Annotated in this window: 17 protein-coding genes; 10 read left to right on the forward strand and 7 right to left on the reverse strand. The window is 42.4% G+C overall.

Annotated elements, in window-relative coordinates:
- The first annotated feature begins 216 nt into the window (after positions 1-216).
- Positions 217-1,587 (forward strand): magnesium transporter, encoded by a 1,371-nt coding sequence (mgtE, locus tag AC1DUD_RS10460; protein ID WP_477374334.1) that lies wholly within the window; start codon positions 217-219, stop codon positions 1,585-1,587.
- A 92-nt stretch (positions 1,588-1,679) separates the two neighbouring features.
- Here mgtE and AC1DUD_RS10465 read toward each other — a convergent pair whose 3' ends face one another.
- The 3 genes from AC1DUD_RS10465 to AC1DUD_RS10475 form a co-directional block, all read right to left on the reverse strand.
- Entirely contained in the window at positions 1,680-2,012 is a 333-nt protein-coding gene (locus tag AC1DUD_RS10465) for a DUF3276 family protein (protein WP_090528014.1), read from the reverse strand.
- Between the two features lie 226 nt (positions 2,013-2,238).
- Positions 2,239-4,026 carry an ABC transporter ATP-binding protein gene (locus tag AC1DUD_RS10470; RefSeq protein ID WP_477374337.1) on the reverse strand — a complete coding sequence of 596 codons (1,788 nt, stop codon included), beginning with the start codon at positions 4,024-4,026 and terminating at the stop codon, positions 2,239-2,241.
- Positions 4,027-4,476: 450 nt separating this feature from the next.
- A complete protein-coding gene (locus AC1DUD_RS10475; protein WP_477374339.1) occupies positions 4,477-4,881 on the reverse strand; it encodes a hypothetical protein in 405 nt (134 codons plus the stop codon).
- Positions 4,882-5,080: 199 nt separating this feature from the next.
- On the opposite strand from AC1DUD_RS10475, the gene AC1DUD_RS10480 reads away from it, so the two are divergent.
- The 9 genes from AC1DUD_RS10480 (at position 5,081) to AC1DUD_RS10520 (ending at position 11,298) form a co-directional block, all read left to right on the forward strand.
- Entirely contained in the window at positions 5,081-6,166 is a 1,086-nt protein-coding gene (locus AC1DUD_RS10480; protein WP_477374341.1) for a Glu/Leu/Phe/Val family dehydrogenase, read from the forward strand.
- Positions 6,167-6,223: 57 nt separating this feature from the next.
- Positions 6,224-7,171 carry a transcription antitermination factor NusB gene (gene nusB, locus AC1DUD_RS10485; protein WP_477374343.1) on the forward strand — a complete coding sequence of 316 codons (948 nt, stop codon included), beginning with the start codon at positions 6,224-6,226 and terminating at the stop codon, positions 7,169-7,171.
- A gap of 9 nt (positions 7,172-7,180) precedes the next feature.
- Positions 7,181-7,621 (forward strand): DUF1573 domain-containing protein, encoded by a 441-nt coding sequence (locus AC1DUD_RS10490; protein ID WP_477374345.1) that lies wholly within the window; start codon positions 7,181-7,183, stop codon positions 7,619-7,621.
- Between the two features lie 15 nt (positions 7,622-7,636).
- Positions 7,637-7,969, forward strand: coding sequence for a preprotein translocase subunit YajC (gene yajC, locus AC1DUD_RS10495; RefSeq protein WP_477374347.1), 333 nt, complete (start codon positions 7,637-7,639; stop codon positions 7,967-7,969).
- Positions 7,970-8,130: 161 nt separating this feature from the next.
- A complete protein-coding gene (locus tag AC1DUD_RS10500) occupies positions 8,131-9,081 on the forward strand; it encodes a YbbR-like domain-containing protein (RefSeq protein WP_477374349.1) in 951 nt (316 codons plus the stop codon).
- Complete coding sequence (gene coaE / locus AC1DUD_RS10505) at positions 9,081-9,677, forward strand: dephospho-CoA kinase (protein ID WP_477374351.1); 597 nt, start codon at positions 9,081-9,083, stop codon at positions 9,675-9,677. Before AC1DUD_RS10500 ends, coaE begins: the two co-directional genes overlap by 1 nt.
- The gene (locus AC1DUD_RS10510; protein WP_477374353.1) at positions 9,677-10,615 is read left to right on the forward strand and encodes an MBL fold metallo-hydrolase; all 939 of its coding nucleotides are present in this window, start codon (positions 9,677-9,679) and stop codon (positions 10,613-10,615) included. The genes coaE and AC1DUD_RS10510 overlap by 1 nt, the downstream gene beginning before the upstream one ends.
- On the forward strand, positions 10,615-10,791 hold the full coding sequence (locus AC1DUD_RS10515; RefSeq protein ID WP_477374355.1) for a DUF5522 domain-containing protein: 177 nt from the start codon (positions 10,615-10,617) through the stop codon (positions 10,789-10,791). The genes AC1DUD_RS10510 and AC1DUD_RS10515 overlap by 1 nt, the downstream gene beginning before the upstream one ends.
- A gap of 57 nt (positions 10,792-10,848) precedes the next feature.
- Positions 10,849-11,298 carry a MarR family winged helix-turn-helix transcriptional regulator gene (locus AC1DUD_RS10520; RefSeq protein WP_090528061.1) on the forward strand — a complete coding sequence of 150 codons (450 nt, stop codon included), beginning with the start codon at positions 10,849-10,851 and terminating at the stop codon, positions 11,296-11,298.
- Between the two features lie 153 nt (positions 11,299-11,451).
- Here the strand turns inward: AC1DUD_RS10520 and AC1DUD_RS10525 are convergent, their stop codons facing one another.
- The 4 genes from AC1DUD_RS10525 to AC1DUD_RS10540 all read right to left on the reverse strand — a co-directional run bounded on the left by AC1DUD_RS10525 (position 11,452) and on the right by AC1DUD_RS10540 (position 14,737).
- Entirely contained in the window at positions 11,452-12,537 is a 1,086-nt protein-coding gene (locus AC1DUD_RS10525; RefSeq protein WP_477374357.1) for a family 10 glycosylhydrolase, read from the reverse strand.
- Positions 12,530-13,648 (reverse strand): carbohydrate-binding family 9-like protein, encoded by a 1,119-nt coding sequence (locus AC1DUD_RS10530; RefSeq protein WP_477374359.1) that lies wholly within the window; start codon positions 13,646-13,648, stop codon positions 12,530-12,532. The genes AC1DUD_RS10525 and AC1DUD_RS10530 overlap by 8 nt, the downstream gene beginning before the upstream one ends.
- A 17-nt stretch (positions 13,649-13,665) precedes the next feature.
- Positions 13,666-14,073: an EVE domain-containing protein gene (locus tag AC1DUD_RS10535; protein ID WP_477374361.1), complete on the reverse strand. Its 408-nt coding sequence runs from the start codon at positions 14,071-14,073 to the stop codon at positions 13,666-13,668.
- A 133-nt stretch (positions 14,074-14,206) separates the two neighbouring features.
- On the reverse strand, positions 14,207-14,737 hold the full coding sequence (locus tag AC1DUD_RS10540; RefSeq protein WP_477374363.1) for a hypothetical protein: 531 nt from the start codon (positions 14,735-14,737) through the stop codon (positions 14,207-14,209).
- Positions 14,738-14,962 lie beyond the last annotated feature (225 nt).

Consider the following 14,962-nt stretch of genomic DNA (forward strand, 5'->3'; position numbering starts at 1 on the left):
GTGTTTTTAGTTGATTGAGTGAATGGTTGATTGAGTTGATTAAGTTTTGATTTTGATAAACTAATCAACCATTTAACCTAATAAACCACCCACTTTAAAAAGCGCAAAGATAACAGAAAATTTTGCCTTATAATTTGAAAAAATAAACGACTTTTGCGCTCGGAAAAAAGAAGCTAAAATATTAAAACACCGATGTAAAAAAAGGAGGGTCTATATATGGAAGAAATGGTTGAGCAAGTAGAATTGTTACTGGAAAAACAAGACGACACCCAATTACAGGAATATTTGAACAACCTCAACATATCGGATGTTGAAGAACTGATCGGTGAGCTTCCTGAACACGGCCCTAAATTCATCGAAATACTTTCGCTTAACCGCGCTATTAACGTATTCCGGATCCTTGAGTTCCCGGTACAGGAACGTATCATCAAAAAACTTTCGGGCCAAAAAGTTGAAGATCTGATCAATGAACTTCCACCGGATGACCGTACTGCCCTTTTTAGCGAGCTGCACGGCGATGCTGTTCAAAAACTCATTCAGAAGCTTTCGCCCGACAACCGGAAAGAAGCCCTGATCCTTTTAGGCTACGAAGAAGAAAGCGTTGGCCGCTTGATGACACCCGATTACATCGCCGTTAAACGCACCTGGGATGTAAGCCGTGTGCTTTCGCATATCCGTCGTTACGGTAAAAACTCCGAAACCATCGATGTTATTTATGTTATTGATGAGCACGGTGTTTTACTTGATGACATCCGCATCCGCGAGATCTTATTGGTAAAACCTGAAACCAAGGTGAGTGAACTCATGGACGGACGACTGATTGCCCTAAGCGCTGCCGACCCGCAGGAGGAGGCCATCAATGTTTTCAGGATGAATAACCGTACCGCCCTCCCTGTGGTAGATAGCGGCAACGTACTGTTAGGGATCGTAACCGTTGATGATATCCTTTGGATAGCTAACGAAGAATACACCGAAGACATCCAGAAAATAGGTGGTACCGAAGCCCTGGATGAACCATACCTTGATATCAACCTCTTTAAGCTGGTAAAAAAACGCGTAGGCTGGCTTATCATTTTATTTTTAGGCGAGATGCTTACCGCCACGGCCATGGGTTATTTTGGCGATGAAATATCTAAAGTAGTAGTACTGGCTTATTTTATCCCGCTTATTATTTCAAGCGGTGGCAATAGCGGTTCGCAAGCTTCAACCCTGATCATACAAGCGATGGCACTTGGTGAGGTTACTGTTACCGACTGGTGGCGGGTTATGCGCCGCGAAATACTTTCAGGCTTAATGCTGGGAATTTGCTTAGGCCTGATCGGCTTTTTACGCATAGCCGCATGGAGCATGTTCAGCAGTATTTACGGCCCACACTGGTTATTGGTAGGCTTTACCGTAGGTTTTTCATTAGTGGGAATTGTATTATGGGGATCATTAGCTGGCTCCATGCTACCGCTGCTATTGAAAAAACTTGGCGCTGACCCTGCTACTTCGTCAGCTCCGTTTGTAGCAACCCTGGTGGATGTTACCGGGTTGATCATTTACTTTACTATAGCAGTATTATTTATGCGGGGGATATTATTGTAATAGCTGCTTTTAATAAAAGATACGCAAAAAGCCCTGCTTCCTAAAAAAGGAGCAGGGCTTTAATTATTTTAGTTTAGTGTTGTTCTGTTGTATTAGATCTCGAATGAAAAATCCTCGTCGGCAGAAGCCCTGGCAATTTCCGGGTTTTCACTGTACTCGTAGCGTTTTTCAACTACTTCCTGATTTGATTTGATATAATCGATGGTATCTTTCAAACCTTCGGCAAACTTTTCGAAGTCTTCTTTATATAAAAAGATCTTGTGTTTTACAAACACCCCATCTTCCAAACGTTTTTTGCTTTCAGTTATAGTAACATAGTAATCGTTTGAACGGGTTGCTTTTACATCAAAAAAATAGGTCCGCTTCCCGGCTCTCACCTTCTTTGAATAAACCTCTTCACGCTCTCTATTGTCAAAATCTCCCATATATATTTACCTGTAATTAGTTTTGGTTGGCATAAATATAAATAAATTTTCAAAGTGCAAGTATTTTATTCGCTATTATTGAGTTTTTTGAAACAAAAGTGTCATTTTTTTGTGTGCATGACTACTTAACGAGGGTTGGGGAAGTTTCAGAAAGCAAAAATTATTGCCGCTTATGCCCCAGGCACAAAACTTGAACTAAAAAAACAGATTTTATAATTAATCGCTATTACGCATCCTGCTCTTCTTCCAGCAGTTGTTTTTCGTAAAGCTCAAAGTAGGTTCCTTTAAGCTGCATCAGGTATTCGTGGTTGCCCTGCTCAACTATCTGGCCGTTATCCATTACCAGGATCTTATCGGCATTTTTGATGGTAGAAATGCGGTGGGCTATGATGATACTGGTTTTATTCTGCATTACCCGGCCAAGGTTATTCAGGATCTCTTCTTCCGTGCGGGTATCAACTGCCGAAAGGCAATCGTCAAAAATTAAAACCTGCGGGTGTTTAAAAATGGCACGCGCTATAGATACACGTTGCTTTTGGCCGCCAGATAAGGTAACACCACGCTCGCCAATGAGGGTTGTAAAACCTTCCTCCAGTTCAATGATATTATTGTATACCGCGGCGTCTTTAGCGGCTTGCTCAACAACGGGCATATCCAGCACATCGGCACTAAAAGCAATGTTATTGGCGATGGTATCCGAAAACAGGAAAACCTCTTGCGGTACAAAACCTATTTGCGAGCGGTAGTTTTCAAGACCAAGCGATTTTATCGACCGGCTGTCAATCGTGATCTCGCCACCTGTGGTATCATACATACGCATTACCAGGTTGGCAATGGTTGATTTACCCGACCCAGTACGACCGATAATGGCCAGCATCTGGCCGGGCTCAACAGTAAATGAAACATTCTTTAAGGCCTGTATACCTGTATCAGGATAAATGAACGATACATCATCAAATTTAATTAACCCGTCAACATGATGTTTATCCGCAACCGGTGAAATGATTTCCGGCTTTTCATGTAAAAACTCGTTGATGCGCTTTTGCGAAGCGGCGGCACGTTGTACCAGCGAGGTAACCCAGCCCAACGAAATAACCGGGAACGAAAGCATGTTTAGATAAACAATAAACTCGGCGATATTACCCGAAGTAATGTTGCCTTTCATAACTTCTACGCCACCCACGTACATGGTTATTACGTTACTCAAGCCTACCAGCAATAACATGATCGGAAAGAACAAGGCTTGTACTTTAGCCAACTCCATGGAGTGCACTTTATAGTCTTCACTCTCCCTTGCAAAACTTTCGCGCACAAAGCTTTCCCGCACGTATGATTTGATCACCCTGATACCCGAAAAGTTTTCCTGCACAAAGCTGGATAAAGCAGAAAGCCGCTCCTGGATCTGCTCGCTGCGATGATTGATCACATTATTTACATAATAGATAACGCCAGCCAAAATAGGCAGCGGCAACACCGAAAAAATAGCCAGCTGCACGTTAACCGTAAGCATGGCATATATCACCAAAATAAATAAAACTACGGTATTGATAGTGTACATGATTCCCGGCCCGAGGTACATGCGCACGCGGCTCACATCTTCCGTAACACGGTTCATAAGGTCGCCGGTATTGTGGCGGCGGTAAAAGGCAAGTGACAATTGCTGGTAATGATTGTAGATCTCATTCTTTAGATCGTACTCAATATGGCGCGACATCAGGATGATAGTTTGCCTCATGAAAAACAAGAACAAACCACGCAGCAATGCCAGCACCAATACCAGTGTACCAAACAGGAACAAACTGGTACCGAAAATATCATAAATAAAGCTCTGCCTGTCGAAACCCGAAAAAAGCTGGTAGGCGCCTATATTTTCGGTAACCAAATCAAAAGCTACACGGATAACCTGCGCCGGCAGCACACCAAAAACATTGGATATAATTACAAACAGCACACCCGGAATAAGCCGCCAGCGATATTTGTAAAAGAATTTATTAAGGTATGCGAGGTCTTTCATTTATTATAGTCCGGAAGTCGGGAAAGTCCGAAAGTCGGAAAGCCCTGACATAATAATCAAAAGTATTAAAATTTGAGGAGAGTGATTGGATGGAAAAGTCGGGAGGATGTAAGAATGTTACATTGATGCGTTTGTTACAATCTTGTAAGTGTTCAACTTTAAAAGGATGAACACTTGTAGTTTTTTCAAAAACAAACACTATTGATAATCAATAAATTACAAATAATTCAAAGCACCTTAAAACTCAGCATGAACACATATGCACTAATAATCAATTAGTTATAAAATCACAAAATCAAAAGCTGAACACCCGTTTTTTAAAAACTGAACACTGACAGGATCATGTCAGTAGAAGAGCGAAAAAGATGTCCTCCGGATGAATGTCAAAAATAGCTTCGGCAGGACATCAGCGATAATACTTTTGGCTTACTATGTATTATAAACATCCTATCATCTCGTCAACTCATTATCATTATAGTCTATCGTAATACCTTCTGTAAATATTTCTTCTGCATCATGATAAATATATTTCTCTGTTAATTTAGGTATCAACTCATTGGTTACATCTACCCCGCCCCCACTTTTCGAATTGATCTTGATCATATCTATAGTATAAATAGGTCCCCAGGGTAATCCCCACCAACCGAAAATTAATGAAAGCGTATTATAACGGCGTTTAAATTTTGATTGGGACTCGCCTGGCCTGATAAAATAAGGCGAAGATATCAGCCTGAAAGTTAATGCTATTATAGAGATACAATAACCGTAAATCACCAGCTTCCCTCCGGCATCTAAATCTCTGTAAAATTCATTCAATGTAATCCCGGTAGTATTTTTAATGGTATAGGTTTTCATCGGCAATAAAAGATAAAACTAATATATGGCTTCTTACCCGATTTGCTGTGCAGACTATAATATTACTTTAATATGTTTAAGAGCAAGCCATATCTTTTCAAAAACAATAAGCAATTATAAATCAAGACGCGTTTACCTTTGCCAGTATTAAAAAAAACCTCTACTTTTGTGCGCTTAAAGACATTTACTTATAGTACTAATGCCTGAACAACATCCACCGGAATCCATATTTAGCCAGCTTGACGCTTTTGGGCATAAGAAAGTTGTTTTTTGCACCGATCCTGATACCAATCTGAAAGCTATTATCGCTATCCACGATACAACGCTTGGCCCTGCATTTGGTGGCGTGCGCATGTGGGCTTACAAAACCGAAGGCGATGCCCTTAATGATGTATTGCGTTTAGCCAAAAGCATGACCTACAAGGCAGCTATCGCCGGTCTTAATCTTGGCGGCGGCTACTCGGTGATCATAGGCGATTCGCGCCAGGACAAAAACGAAGCTTTACTGCGCAAATTTGGCAGGTTCATCAAAAACCTTAACGGCGAATTTATTGCTGCCGAAGATGTGGGCACCAACCCGCGCGATATGGAGTATATCAAGATGGAAACCAATCATGTTACCGGCGCTCCTGAAAACATTGGCGGTAGCGGCGATCCATCGCCTATTACAGCTTTGGGTGTTTTGATGGGGATTAAGGCTTGCGTAAGGGAAATGTACGGCAGCGACAGCCTAACAGGCAAATCGGTTATTGTACAGGGTATCGGTCACGTGGGTGAAAACCTGGTACGCCTGCTTAGGGACGAAAACGTAAAAGTTTACGCCAGCGATATTAATGAAGAGCGTGTAAGCCAGATCTCCAAAAAATATGGCGCGCAGCCGGTATCAAACAATAATATTTTTGATATAGATGCCGACATTTATGCCCCATGCGCTATGGGTGGTACTGTGAATACACAAACCATTGCTAAATTAAAATGCGGCATTATAGCAGGTTCGGCCAATAACCAGTTGCTTGATGAAAATGTGCACGGCAAAATGCTGCTTGATAAAGGTGTACTTTTTGCCCCCGATTATGTGATCAATGCAGGAGGTATTATTACCGGCTATTCGGAGTTGATGAATTTTAATAAAAAGCGTACCTTACAGCTTACCGAAAACATTTACGAAGCTACGCGTAATGTGTTAAAGCTTTCAAAGGCCGAAAACATCCCAACTATCAACGCGGCCAATAAAATAGCTGAAAAACGCATTGAAGACATCAGAAAAGTAAAATCATCTTATTAAAACAATTAATTTTTATATAAACCGTTTGCACTAAGCAAACCAAATCGTTCTTACAAAATGTTAAACAGAAGGCACCTCCGGGTAAAGGTATTACAGGCACTGTACGCGTATCACCAATCAGATACGAAAGACGTTAAACTATTCGAAAAGAATATGTTAAGCAGCATAGACCAGGTTTACGAAATGTATATCTGGATGCTATCATTAATTAATGAAGTAGTAAGTTTTGCTGCTAATGACGCACAGGAACGCGCCAACAAACACCTCCCCACCGCCGATGACTTGAATGCCAACCTTAAAATACTCACCAACAGGTTTATCCTGAGCCTGAATGATAATAAGGAATACATTACTGCCTGGAAAAAGTACAAAGTTGACTGGACCTTTGAGCCTGAGCTTTCAAAATCACTTTTTATTATCCTCAAAAACTCACCTGAGTATACTGAGTATCTTGCCAAAACAGGCGATACCCTGCAAACAGATAAGGATATCATTAAATTCATTTTCAAAAAAGTTATTCTTAAATCATCACTTGCCGAGCAGGTTTTTGAAGACAGGTTTATTTTTTGGCCTGTTGATAAAGACGTACTTCAGGCACTTATTGCCAAAACGTTCAAAAACTTTTCGAATGATGATTACAAGTTAAACCAACTTGCCGAAATTACCGGTAACTGGGTTGAAGACCGTGAGTTTGTGGTAAATCTGTTTCAGCAAAGCATCAGGTATAATGACGCCTACCATGAACTTATAGCCGCCAAAACCCAAAACTGGGAGCCGGAGCGTATTGCCATGATGGACACCCTGTTAATGAAAATGGCTATAACCGAGTTTATTAACTTTAATTCTATCCCCGTTAAAGTTACCATAAACGAGTACCTTGAAATATCAAAAGAGTTTAGTACGCCTAAGAGTAATTCATTTATAAACGGTATCTTGGACAAGATTTTAATAGAGCTTAAGGCCGAAAACAAGATCAAAAAAATAGGCCGTGGCTTAATAGAATAATATTAAAAAATGAAAAAACTATTTTTAAGCTTAGTAGCAGCGGGCATGTTATTTTCAGCCTGCAACAGCAGCAATGGCAGCACAGCTAATAATGCATCAAAAACCAATGCCGATAGCGCAGCAGTTGCAGCCAATGCGCCTGTAGCTAAATTTGAAAAGGAAAGCCATGATTTTGGCAAAATCAAAGAAGGTGACAAGGTATCATATGATTTCAAGTTCACCAATACCGGTAAATCGCCGTTAATTATTACCAATGCCCGTGCTACTTGTGGCTGTACTACCCCTACCTGGCCAAAGGCTCCTGTTAAGCCTGGCGAGAGCGGTGTGATCAGCGTTACCTTTAATAGTGCCGGTAAAAACGGTTTACAGGATAAACAAATAACCGTTACAGCAAACACTCAGCCTGCCGAAACTATGGTGCATTTAATTGGCGAGGTTTTAAAAAAATAACAATTAATTAAACAAATGATAGCTACTATTTTATTACAGGCCTCAGCAGGCGGCGGCTTAGGCAGCTACGGATCATTAGTGCCAATGGTACTGATCATCGTAGTATTTTATTTCTTCATGATCCGCCCACAGGTTAAAAAACAAAAAGATCAAAAGAAATACGTTGAAGAATTGAAAAAAGGCGACAGGGTTATAACCACAGCCGGCATTCATGGCCGTATCATTGATTTAAATGATGCCACCTTTTTGGTTGAGGTTGAAAACGGTAAGATCCGCTTTGACAAATCGGCCATATCATTGGAGGCTTCAAAAGCATTGAACACACCGGTGGTTGAGAAGAAAGCTTAATTTCTGTAAGCATAAGGCTTAAGGCCGAAAGCTATAACATTGCTTTAAGCTTAAAGTCTAAAGCAATATATTTATAACAAAACAGCAAAAGCTGAAGGTTAAGAAATGAGTAATACATTTTTCGGCTTTCAGCTTTTAGCATTAAGCCTTCAGCTTAAAATATGGGAATAGTAAAATTATCGGCAACAGAACGCAGGCGGCTCTCGGTATTTTTTACCTGTTTGTCGCTGGCTGTCATAGCCTGGATTTTTACAACCCTGTCCGATCCGCTTCCATACAAGGTAAAAAAGGTTTTAACCTTTAAAAATGCCCCGCAAAGGCGGGCGTTCCATTCGCTTCAGCCCGATACTGTTGATGCTACCATACAAGGCAACGGCTGGCAAATGCTGTTTTCCCGGTTCAATAGCGATAGTAAACCGCTTACCGTTGATCTCCGCTCGCTCGAAACCCGTAATTATGTAGTTATTGACAGCACACAGTTAAAACAAATCAATATGGGGAAAGATCCGGCCAACCGGGTTTCATCCATTGATCCAGATACACTTTACTTCGATTTTAGCAACCGCCTTATTAAAAAAGTTCCCGTTCAGCTTACCATGGGTGTTAGTTATCAAAAGCAATTTGCCATATCAGGTAATATTACCGTACGGCCGGCTTACGTAACGGTGAGCGGCCCTATTGAACGTTTGAGAGGGATCACTTCGTGGAAAACAGATTCGCTTAAATTTGATAACGTTAATGAAACCATTAATACCAGGGTTAATTTAAAGCCCAGCAATGAGGGTAACCTGAATGTTTATCCGCGCTCGGTACAGGCCATTATCCCGGTTGATGAATTTACCGAAAAAACATTGGAGATCCCCGTAAAGCTGATCAATAACAACAACTATTACAACGTAAAAGTATTTCCGCAAAAAATTAAAATAACCTTTACCACCTCTTTAAGCCGGTATGCCGATATTGATGAAGATCTGTTTGAAGCCATTGCCGATCTTAACCTTTGGCGCGATAAGGGTTATACAGCCCTGCCGGTAAAGCTTATCCACATGCCGCCCTTTTGTAAAGTGGTAAGGATCGCTCCGGCCAATATTGATTTCTACATAAAAAAATAATGCTAAAAATAGGTTTAACCGGTAATATAGGCAGCGGTAAAACAACTGTAGCCAAAGTGTTTGAATTACTTGGCATCCCTGTTTTTTATGCCGATAACGAAGCTAAAAAGGTAATGGTTACCGACCAACTCCTTATTGAAGGTATTAAACAAACTTTTGGCACCGAGGCCTATTTTGATGATGGCAGCCTTAACCGCAAGTATATTTCAGGGATAGTTTTTAACAATAAAGCCGAACTTGAAAAGCTTAATGCCCTGGTACATCCTGCCGTGTTCAGGGCTTTTGAAAGCTTTGACCAACAGCACGAGGATGCGCCTTATATAATACGCGAGGCCGCTATTTTATTTGAAAGCGGCTCATACAAAATGTGCGACAGGGCCATCATGATCACTGCACCGCTTGAAACCCGCATGGCCCGTGTTATGGAACGCGACGGCATAAGCCGGGCCGATGTTGAAAACCGGGAGGCCCGCCAGCTATCGCAGGATGAAAAGCTGAAACTGGCCAATGACGTAATTATAAACGACGGTAAACAGCTGGTTATACCCCAGGTAATAGCCTTGCATGAACTGTACTTATCGCTTGCCCTTAATTAATGATACTTGACGATTTTGTTTCCTTTGACGAAAAAGGGCTGTACTGCAAATACGGCGATTTTCACATCGACCCACAATTGCCTGCAACAACGGCTGTAATATCCCACGCCCATGCCGATCATGCCATAAGCGGCAACAACAACGTTTACTGCACCCGAGCTACAGCAAGCATTATGCAGCTTCGGTATGACCGTACCGCCGCCAAAGTTTTTAATATTGTCCCTTTTAATGAGCCATTCACAATAGGTAAGGTTACCGTAACACTAATCCCGGCAGGGCATATGCTTGGCTCTGCCCAGGTACTGATGGAATACGAAGGCACAAGATATTTATACACCGGCGATTATAAACTGCAGCCCGATGCCACCTGTGAGCCTATTGAATGGGTTACAGCCGATGTGCTGATCACTGAAAGCACCTTCGCCAACCCTGAGGTTATTCACCCTGATCCTGTTGCCGAAATCCGCAAGATCAATGATATTAAAAGCAACATTTTGCTCGGTGCTTACGCGCTTGGCAAAAGTCAGCGGTTAATAAACCTCATTACCGAGCATGCGCCTCAAAAAAAAATTCTGGTGCATCATAAAATAATGCCCATCAATGCTATTTATGAAAAAATGGACTTCCCTCCCGGCAAGTATCAAATTTACGGGCGCAAGCTGATGAAGGTGCAGGATGAGTTTGTTTATATAGTTCCGCCTTTTACTTTTGATAGCTACATCAGGGCCACGGGCGTAAAACGTCTTTTTGCCTCGGGATGGAAAAACCTGCAGGTTAATAACCAGGATACCCTCTTTATATCCGACCACGTGGACTGGAACGATATCCTGCAAACTATAGCCAACACCAAACCTAAACAGGTGTGGACACTTCACGGCAAAGGTGATCATCTGAAAGCTTACTTTAAAGATGATATCTTTGTAAAAATTCTGAATTAATGTTGCAGGAAGGCATTGATTATTATATCAACGAAGACGGCAATTTTGTTTTTACTGAAGCCTATCACTTAAAGCGTGGCTATTGCTGTAAAAATAAGTGTTTGCACTGTCCCTGGGGTTATGGCAAGCCTAAATTGGCTGGAAATGACTCTGATACGACGGATAGCGATAAATAAATCAATGTTAAATTAAAAATAATTAAACATATTTGTATCCCATTCATTACTACTATTATGCGTATAGAAGACGAAATACAAAGTACCAATTTTGAAGACAACTACCACAAAGTAGCCATTAACGTGGCATACACGCAAGGTTGGCTGGCTAACTATTTTCGTTGTCATTTTGAAAAACATAATATTACCCAGCAGCAGTTCAATATATTGAGGATATTGCGTGGCCAGTATCCTAAACCGGCCACTATAAATTTGCTAAAGGAAAGGATGATCGATAAGATGTCGGATGCATCGCGCATTGTTGATCGTCTTGTTCAAAAAGGACTGGTTTCTCGCTGCACCAATAATAAAGACAGGCGCGCGGTTGATATCCGCATCAGCGACGAAGGACTTGCAACCCTTTCAAAAATGGATGCCGAGTTTAAAACCAAAGAGATCCTGAGCAATAACCTCACCGAGGATGAAGCCGCAACTCTAAGCGATTTATTGGACAAAATGCGGGGATAAGTCGAGAATGCGAAAGATTTATTGCCATTATTGATGGTATATCTAAAAGCGTCATTGCGAGGCACGAAGCAATCCCAAACTATGCAGAGCGGCTCTGTAAGTCGGGGATTGCTTCGTGCCTCGCAATGACGGTGTGAGAGACAAAGGGGTGTTTTACGCCTTAAAAGCCGCTACCTCATCCTTCAGTATAGCCAATACCTCCGGCCTTACATTACCGAAGAAGGACACCCCCATCGCGCCGTTTTTCAACGCCACCTGGATGCCAGTGCGAATTTCATCGTCGCTCTTAAAATCAGATAAATAGAGGCCTGCGTACAGCGGGAACCTTCCGGCCAGGAAATGGACGCCTTCGGCTACGGCGTTGCCTATCCAGCTTACGCCCTCTTTGTAGAAACCGTGGTATATCATGGGGCAAATGCCATCCATGTTCCAGTTTGTCCAGTCTTGCCTTACGTTACGGCGGGCCACTTCAGGTGTTGGGAATACAGCTGCAGTTATTTGTTTTTTATGCTGATGTGCCACGGTCGAAATACCGTTAACTACCCGGGTTATATTATTGTACCTGAATAAACGCCATGAAAGGCTGGCTTCAGGATATTGAATCTGATCCAGATCCTGGTTATACTCTTCTTTGAATTTGGCTTTGCAAACATCGCAGTAGCAAAAGTCATATTCGGGCAGTTCTTTGGTTTGATCGATCTTGTAATGGTCCCAAAGGTTTACAGGGAGGATCACATCGCAATAACGCACATAATCCAGGTGGATGCCATCGATATAATCCTTCGCTAAAATATCATCAACAGTTTTGGTTAAATACTCCTGCACTTCCGGGCGCGACGGGCAAAGCCAGCGGTAATACTGCACATAAGGCGGATGATCGGCACATGATTCGCCTTTGCGGTTTTTGCTGTACCATTCGGGCTTATCATTCACCAGTTCGGCACGGTTAAAAGTCCACATCCAGCGGTGGGCTTCCAATCCTTTAGCCTTGGCAGCGCGAAAATGGCGTTCGCTGTCGTTCTCGAAAAATATACCCGTTATGCCCGATGCCTTGTAGGAAGCGTAGCGGGTAGCCAGCTCATCATCGGTATCTTTCTGGTTAGGGTTGATCCATACCCAGTTTTTCATGGCCTTTTTCTTGCTGCTTTTGGCAGCTTCAACAGCGGCATTGCCTACTAAGGGCAACTGGGCGGCCACGCCGGCCAGCAGACCGGCCTTTAAAAATTCGCGCTTATTCATGGAGTTTAGGGATTATCTGTTGCTGCACCAGGCCATCCTGGTCAATTGTATAGGTAGCATTGGTTTTAGTATCACTAATATAAGCTATAAACTGGTGAGGAGTAGCCTCCAGCTTTAGCTCATTCGTGTTCCCGGTTACTGTTACTTTATCTTCGATACCTAAATCTTTTAACGAAGGCAGGTATTCATGATGATCTTTATACCACTGTTTTTGCTTGTAATAAACCAGCCAAAGGTATTTCTTTTGCTCTTCGGCGTAAGGCATTTCAAACTTTACATCATCAGCCTCGTGATCGCTAAACAGCAGATAGCCCCAGCGCTCGGGGTAATGCATATTGATAAGCCCCTGGTTGCTCCATACCCAGTTATGCTCCGGCAAATCATGCCCGGCATTATCCTTTAGCTTTACATACTTGCCGTTCTGCACTTTGGTATCATACTCCACGCGCGAAAAATTGATGCGCCACAAAGTACCATCCTTTATCACAGCCCGGTTAAAACCACCCGCAATAGCTTTGAACGGTATAGCCATTTCAACCGTCCAGCCTTTATCCGTATCCGAAGGATTATTCAATGTACCCTGTACCTTTACTGCCGAACGCAGACCATGCGTATCCCAACCGGTTACTGCAGCGCCATTGTTGCGGTAAGGTTTGGTTAAAAACAGGTCGAAAATGGTATTGAGGGCATTTACCTCGATTTCAAAATATTTATGTGTGCTATTGCTGGGATCGATAAACAGCTCAAAATCGTTGTCGCGGTAAACAATATCATCATGATGTTTAAGCGTAGCCCAAACATGCGGGTCTTTGATCCGTGCTGCAACGTACAGGCAGCTATCGTCCCAAAGCAATTTAATGTTAGTTTGCAGCGGTGGCTGCGGCTTAAGGCGACCTTCAATATCCTGGAAATCCTTAGTCCATTTAGCCTGTTGCCATACGGCATCCTCCACATTGCCATCAATTACCGGCGCTTGCTTTACATGTTTTACAACATAGCTTTCAGGAACAGTAAATAAATCAGGAAACTCTTTAAAAACATCCTGTGCTTTCACCAGCCCGGGCAATGCAAATAAAACAGCGGCTATTCCCGGTTTAATAAAACGGCTCATACAGGTGCTTATTGATCTCATTTGCTGCCCAGCGCTAAGATATAATCAAACTCTTCGCGCTTTACCCCCATTACTGATAAACGTCCCTGCCTTACCAGGCCTATCTCCTGTAATTTAGGATCAGCCTTGATCTGCTCAAGTGTTACCGGGGTTTTCAGGGCTTCAACCGGTGCCAGGTCAACAACTACCCAATTGGTATCATCAGTTGTAGGGTCCTGGTAGGCTTCCTTCACCACTTTGGCTATGCCCACTATCTCTTTACCCTCGTTGCTGTGGTAAAACAAAACCAGGTCGCCCTCTTTCATTTCCCTCAGGTTATTACGTGCCTGGTAATTGCGCACGCCATCCCAAAAGGTACGACCATCCTTATTAAATTTTTCCCAGCTATATTTAAAGGGCTCACTCTTAACTAACCAATGTTGCATTTGTACGATATAAATTTTGTAACGTAAAAATGTAAAAAAGGCGGGAGAAACTAAAATGTACCTTAGGGCTTACAGGGTATTGTTACACGGGGATTACGGCTTGGAGTGGTAATGTAGGGGCTTTTAAAACCCTTTATTTATCATTACTGGTCAACAACTGCGTTAACCTTTTAGCATTCCGGGTATTTATAGCGTTGGTTAGGGCCACAGAGGTATATACGGCTATTCCCTGTTCGTCGTCCGGGTGATAGCTCAGCATTAGTTTTACCGTGCGCGACTCCCACAAATAAACGTCCTGGTAATCATTGGGTTTTGCGGTAAACGTACCATACCAGTGCAGGAATTTACTAAGCATTTTATATCCCTGGTCGCGGTTAAAGAAAATATAAATGTTCACGATCTTGTCCTGAAAGGTCCGTACACAAATATGACTTGCTGTTAACCCGCCCTCCAGATCAAGCGGTTTATCCGAATGATATTCATAGGTGATACAGCTATCGGCATCAGGCTTGCTGCCTTCGCCGTCAAGATAAGTTAAACCTGCCGTCTGTTCACCGGTCGGGAAGCCTCCCAAATTAAATCCGCCAATACCGTTGCGGGCTTTCAAATAAGCCAGCGACCCAGCTTTTCCAGCCTGCGAAAAACCGGGCGAGTGTAAGCACATGATGATCAAAAGCCCTGTGACTACTCTGTAGGGCAAGCAGCAAAAAAACTTAGCTTTCATATCCCTCCTCCCTGGTTTTACGTTGCTTAAATAAGCATCATGGCTGATACTTAATTATGTTACGTAAAACGAATTTGAAGAAATAATCAGCTGATTATCACATGATAACAACGATTGTATAGCAAATTGAACTACTTTTACACTTTATTGCACAGATATCTGTTT

It is taken from the genome of Mucilaginibacter sp. P4_A11, from assembly GCF_056402535.1.

Coding starts and splice junctions, on each gene's coding strand:
- mgtE (WP_477374334.1), top strand. CDS start 217: ATGGAAGAAATGGTTGAGCAAGTAGAATTGTTACTGGAAAAACAAGAC.
- AC1DUD_RS10465 (WP_090528014.1), bottom strand. CDS start 2,012: ATGGGAGATTTTGACAATAGAGAGCGTGAAGAGGTTTATTCAAAGAAG.
- AC1DUD_RS10470 (WP_477374337.1), bottom strand. CDS start 4,026: ATGAAAGACCTCGCATACCTTAATAAATTCTTTTACAAATATCGCTGG.
- AC1DUD_RS10475 (WP_477374339.1), bottom strand. CDS start 4,881: ATGAAAACCTATACCATTAAAAATACTACCGGGATTACATTGAATGAA.
- AC1DUD_RS10480 (WP_477374341.1), top strand. CDS start 5,081: ATGCCTGAACAACATCCACCGGAATCCATATTTAGCCAGCTTGACGCT.
- nusB (WP_477374343.1), top strand. CDS start 6,224: ATGTTAAACAGAAGGCACCTCCGGGTAAAGGTATTACAGGCACTGTAC.
- AC1DUD_RS10490 (WP_477374345.1), top strand. CDS start 7,181: ATGAAAAAACTATTTTTAAGCTTAGTAGCAGCGGGCATGTTATTTTCA.
- yajC (WP_477374347.1), top strand. CDS start 7,637: ATGATAGCTACTATTTTATTACAGGCCTCAGCAGGCGGCGGCTTAGGC.
- AC1DUD_RS10500 (WP_477374349.1), top strand. CDS start 8,131: ATGGGAATAGTAAAATTATCGGCAACAGAACGCAGGCGGCTCTCGGTA.
- coaE (WP_477374351.1), top strand. CDS start 9,081: ATGCTAAAAATAGGTTTAACCGGTAATATAGGCAGCGGTAAAACAACT.
- AC1DUD_RS10510 (WP_477374353.1), top strand. CDS start 9,677: ATGATACTTGACGATTTTGTTTCCTTTGACGAAAAAGGGCTGTACTGC.
- AC1DUD_RS10515 (WP_477374355.1), top strand. CDS start 10,615: ATGTTGCAGGAAGGCATTGATTATTATATCAACGAAGACGGCAATTTT.
- AC1DUD_RS10520 (WP_090528061.1), top strand. CDS start 10,849: ATGCGTATAGAAGACGAAATACAAAGTACCAATTTTGAAGACAACTAC.
- AC1DUD_RS10525 (WP_477374357.1), bottom strand. CDS start 12,537: ATGAATAAGCGCGAATTTTTAAAGGCCGGTCTGCTGGCCGGCGTGGCC.
- AC1DUD_RS10530 (WP_477374359.1), bottom strand. CDS start 13,648: ATGAGCCGTTTTATTAAACCGGGAATAGCCGCTGTTTTATTTGCATTG.
- AC1DUD_RS10535 (WP_477374361.1), bottom strand. CDS start 14,073: ATGCAACATTGGTTAGTTAAGAGTGAGCCCTTTAAATATAGCTGGGAA.
- AC1DUD_RS10540 (WP_477374363.1), bottom strand. CDS start 14,737: ATGTGCTTACACTCGCCCGGTTTTTCGCAGGCTGGAAAAGCTGGGTCG.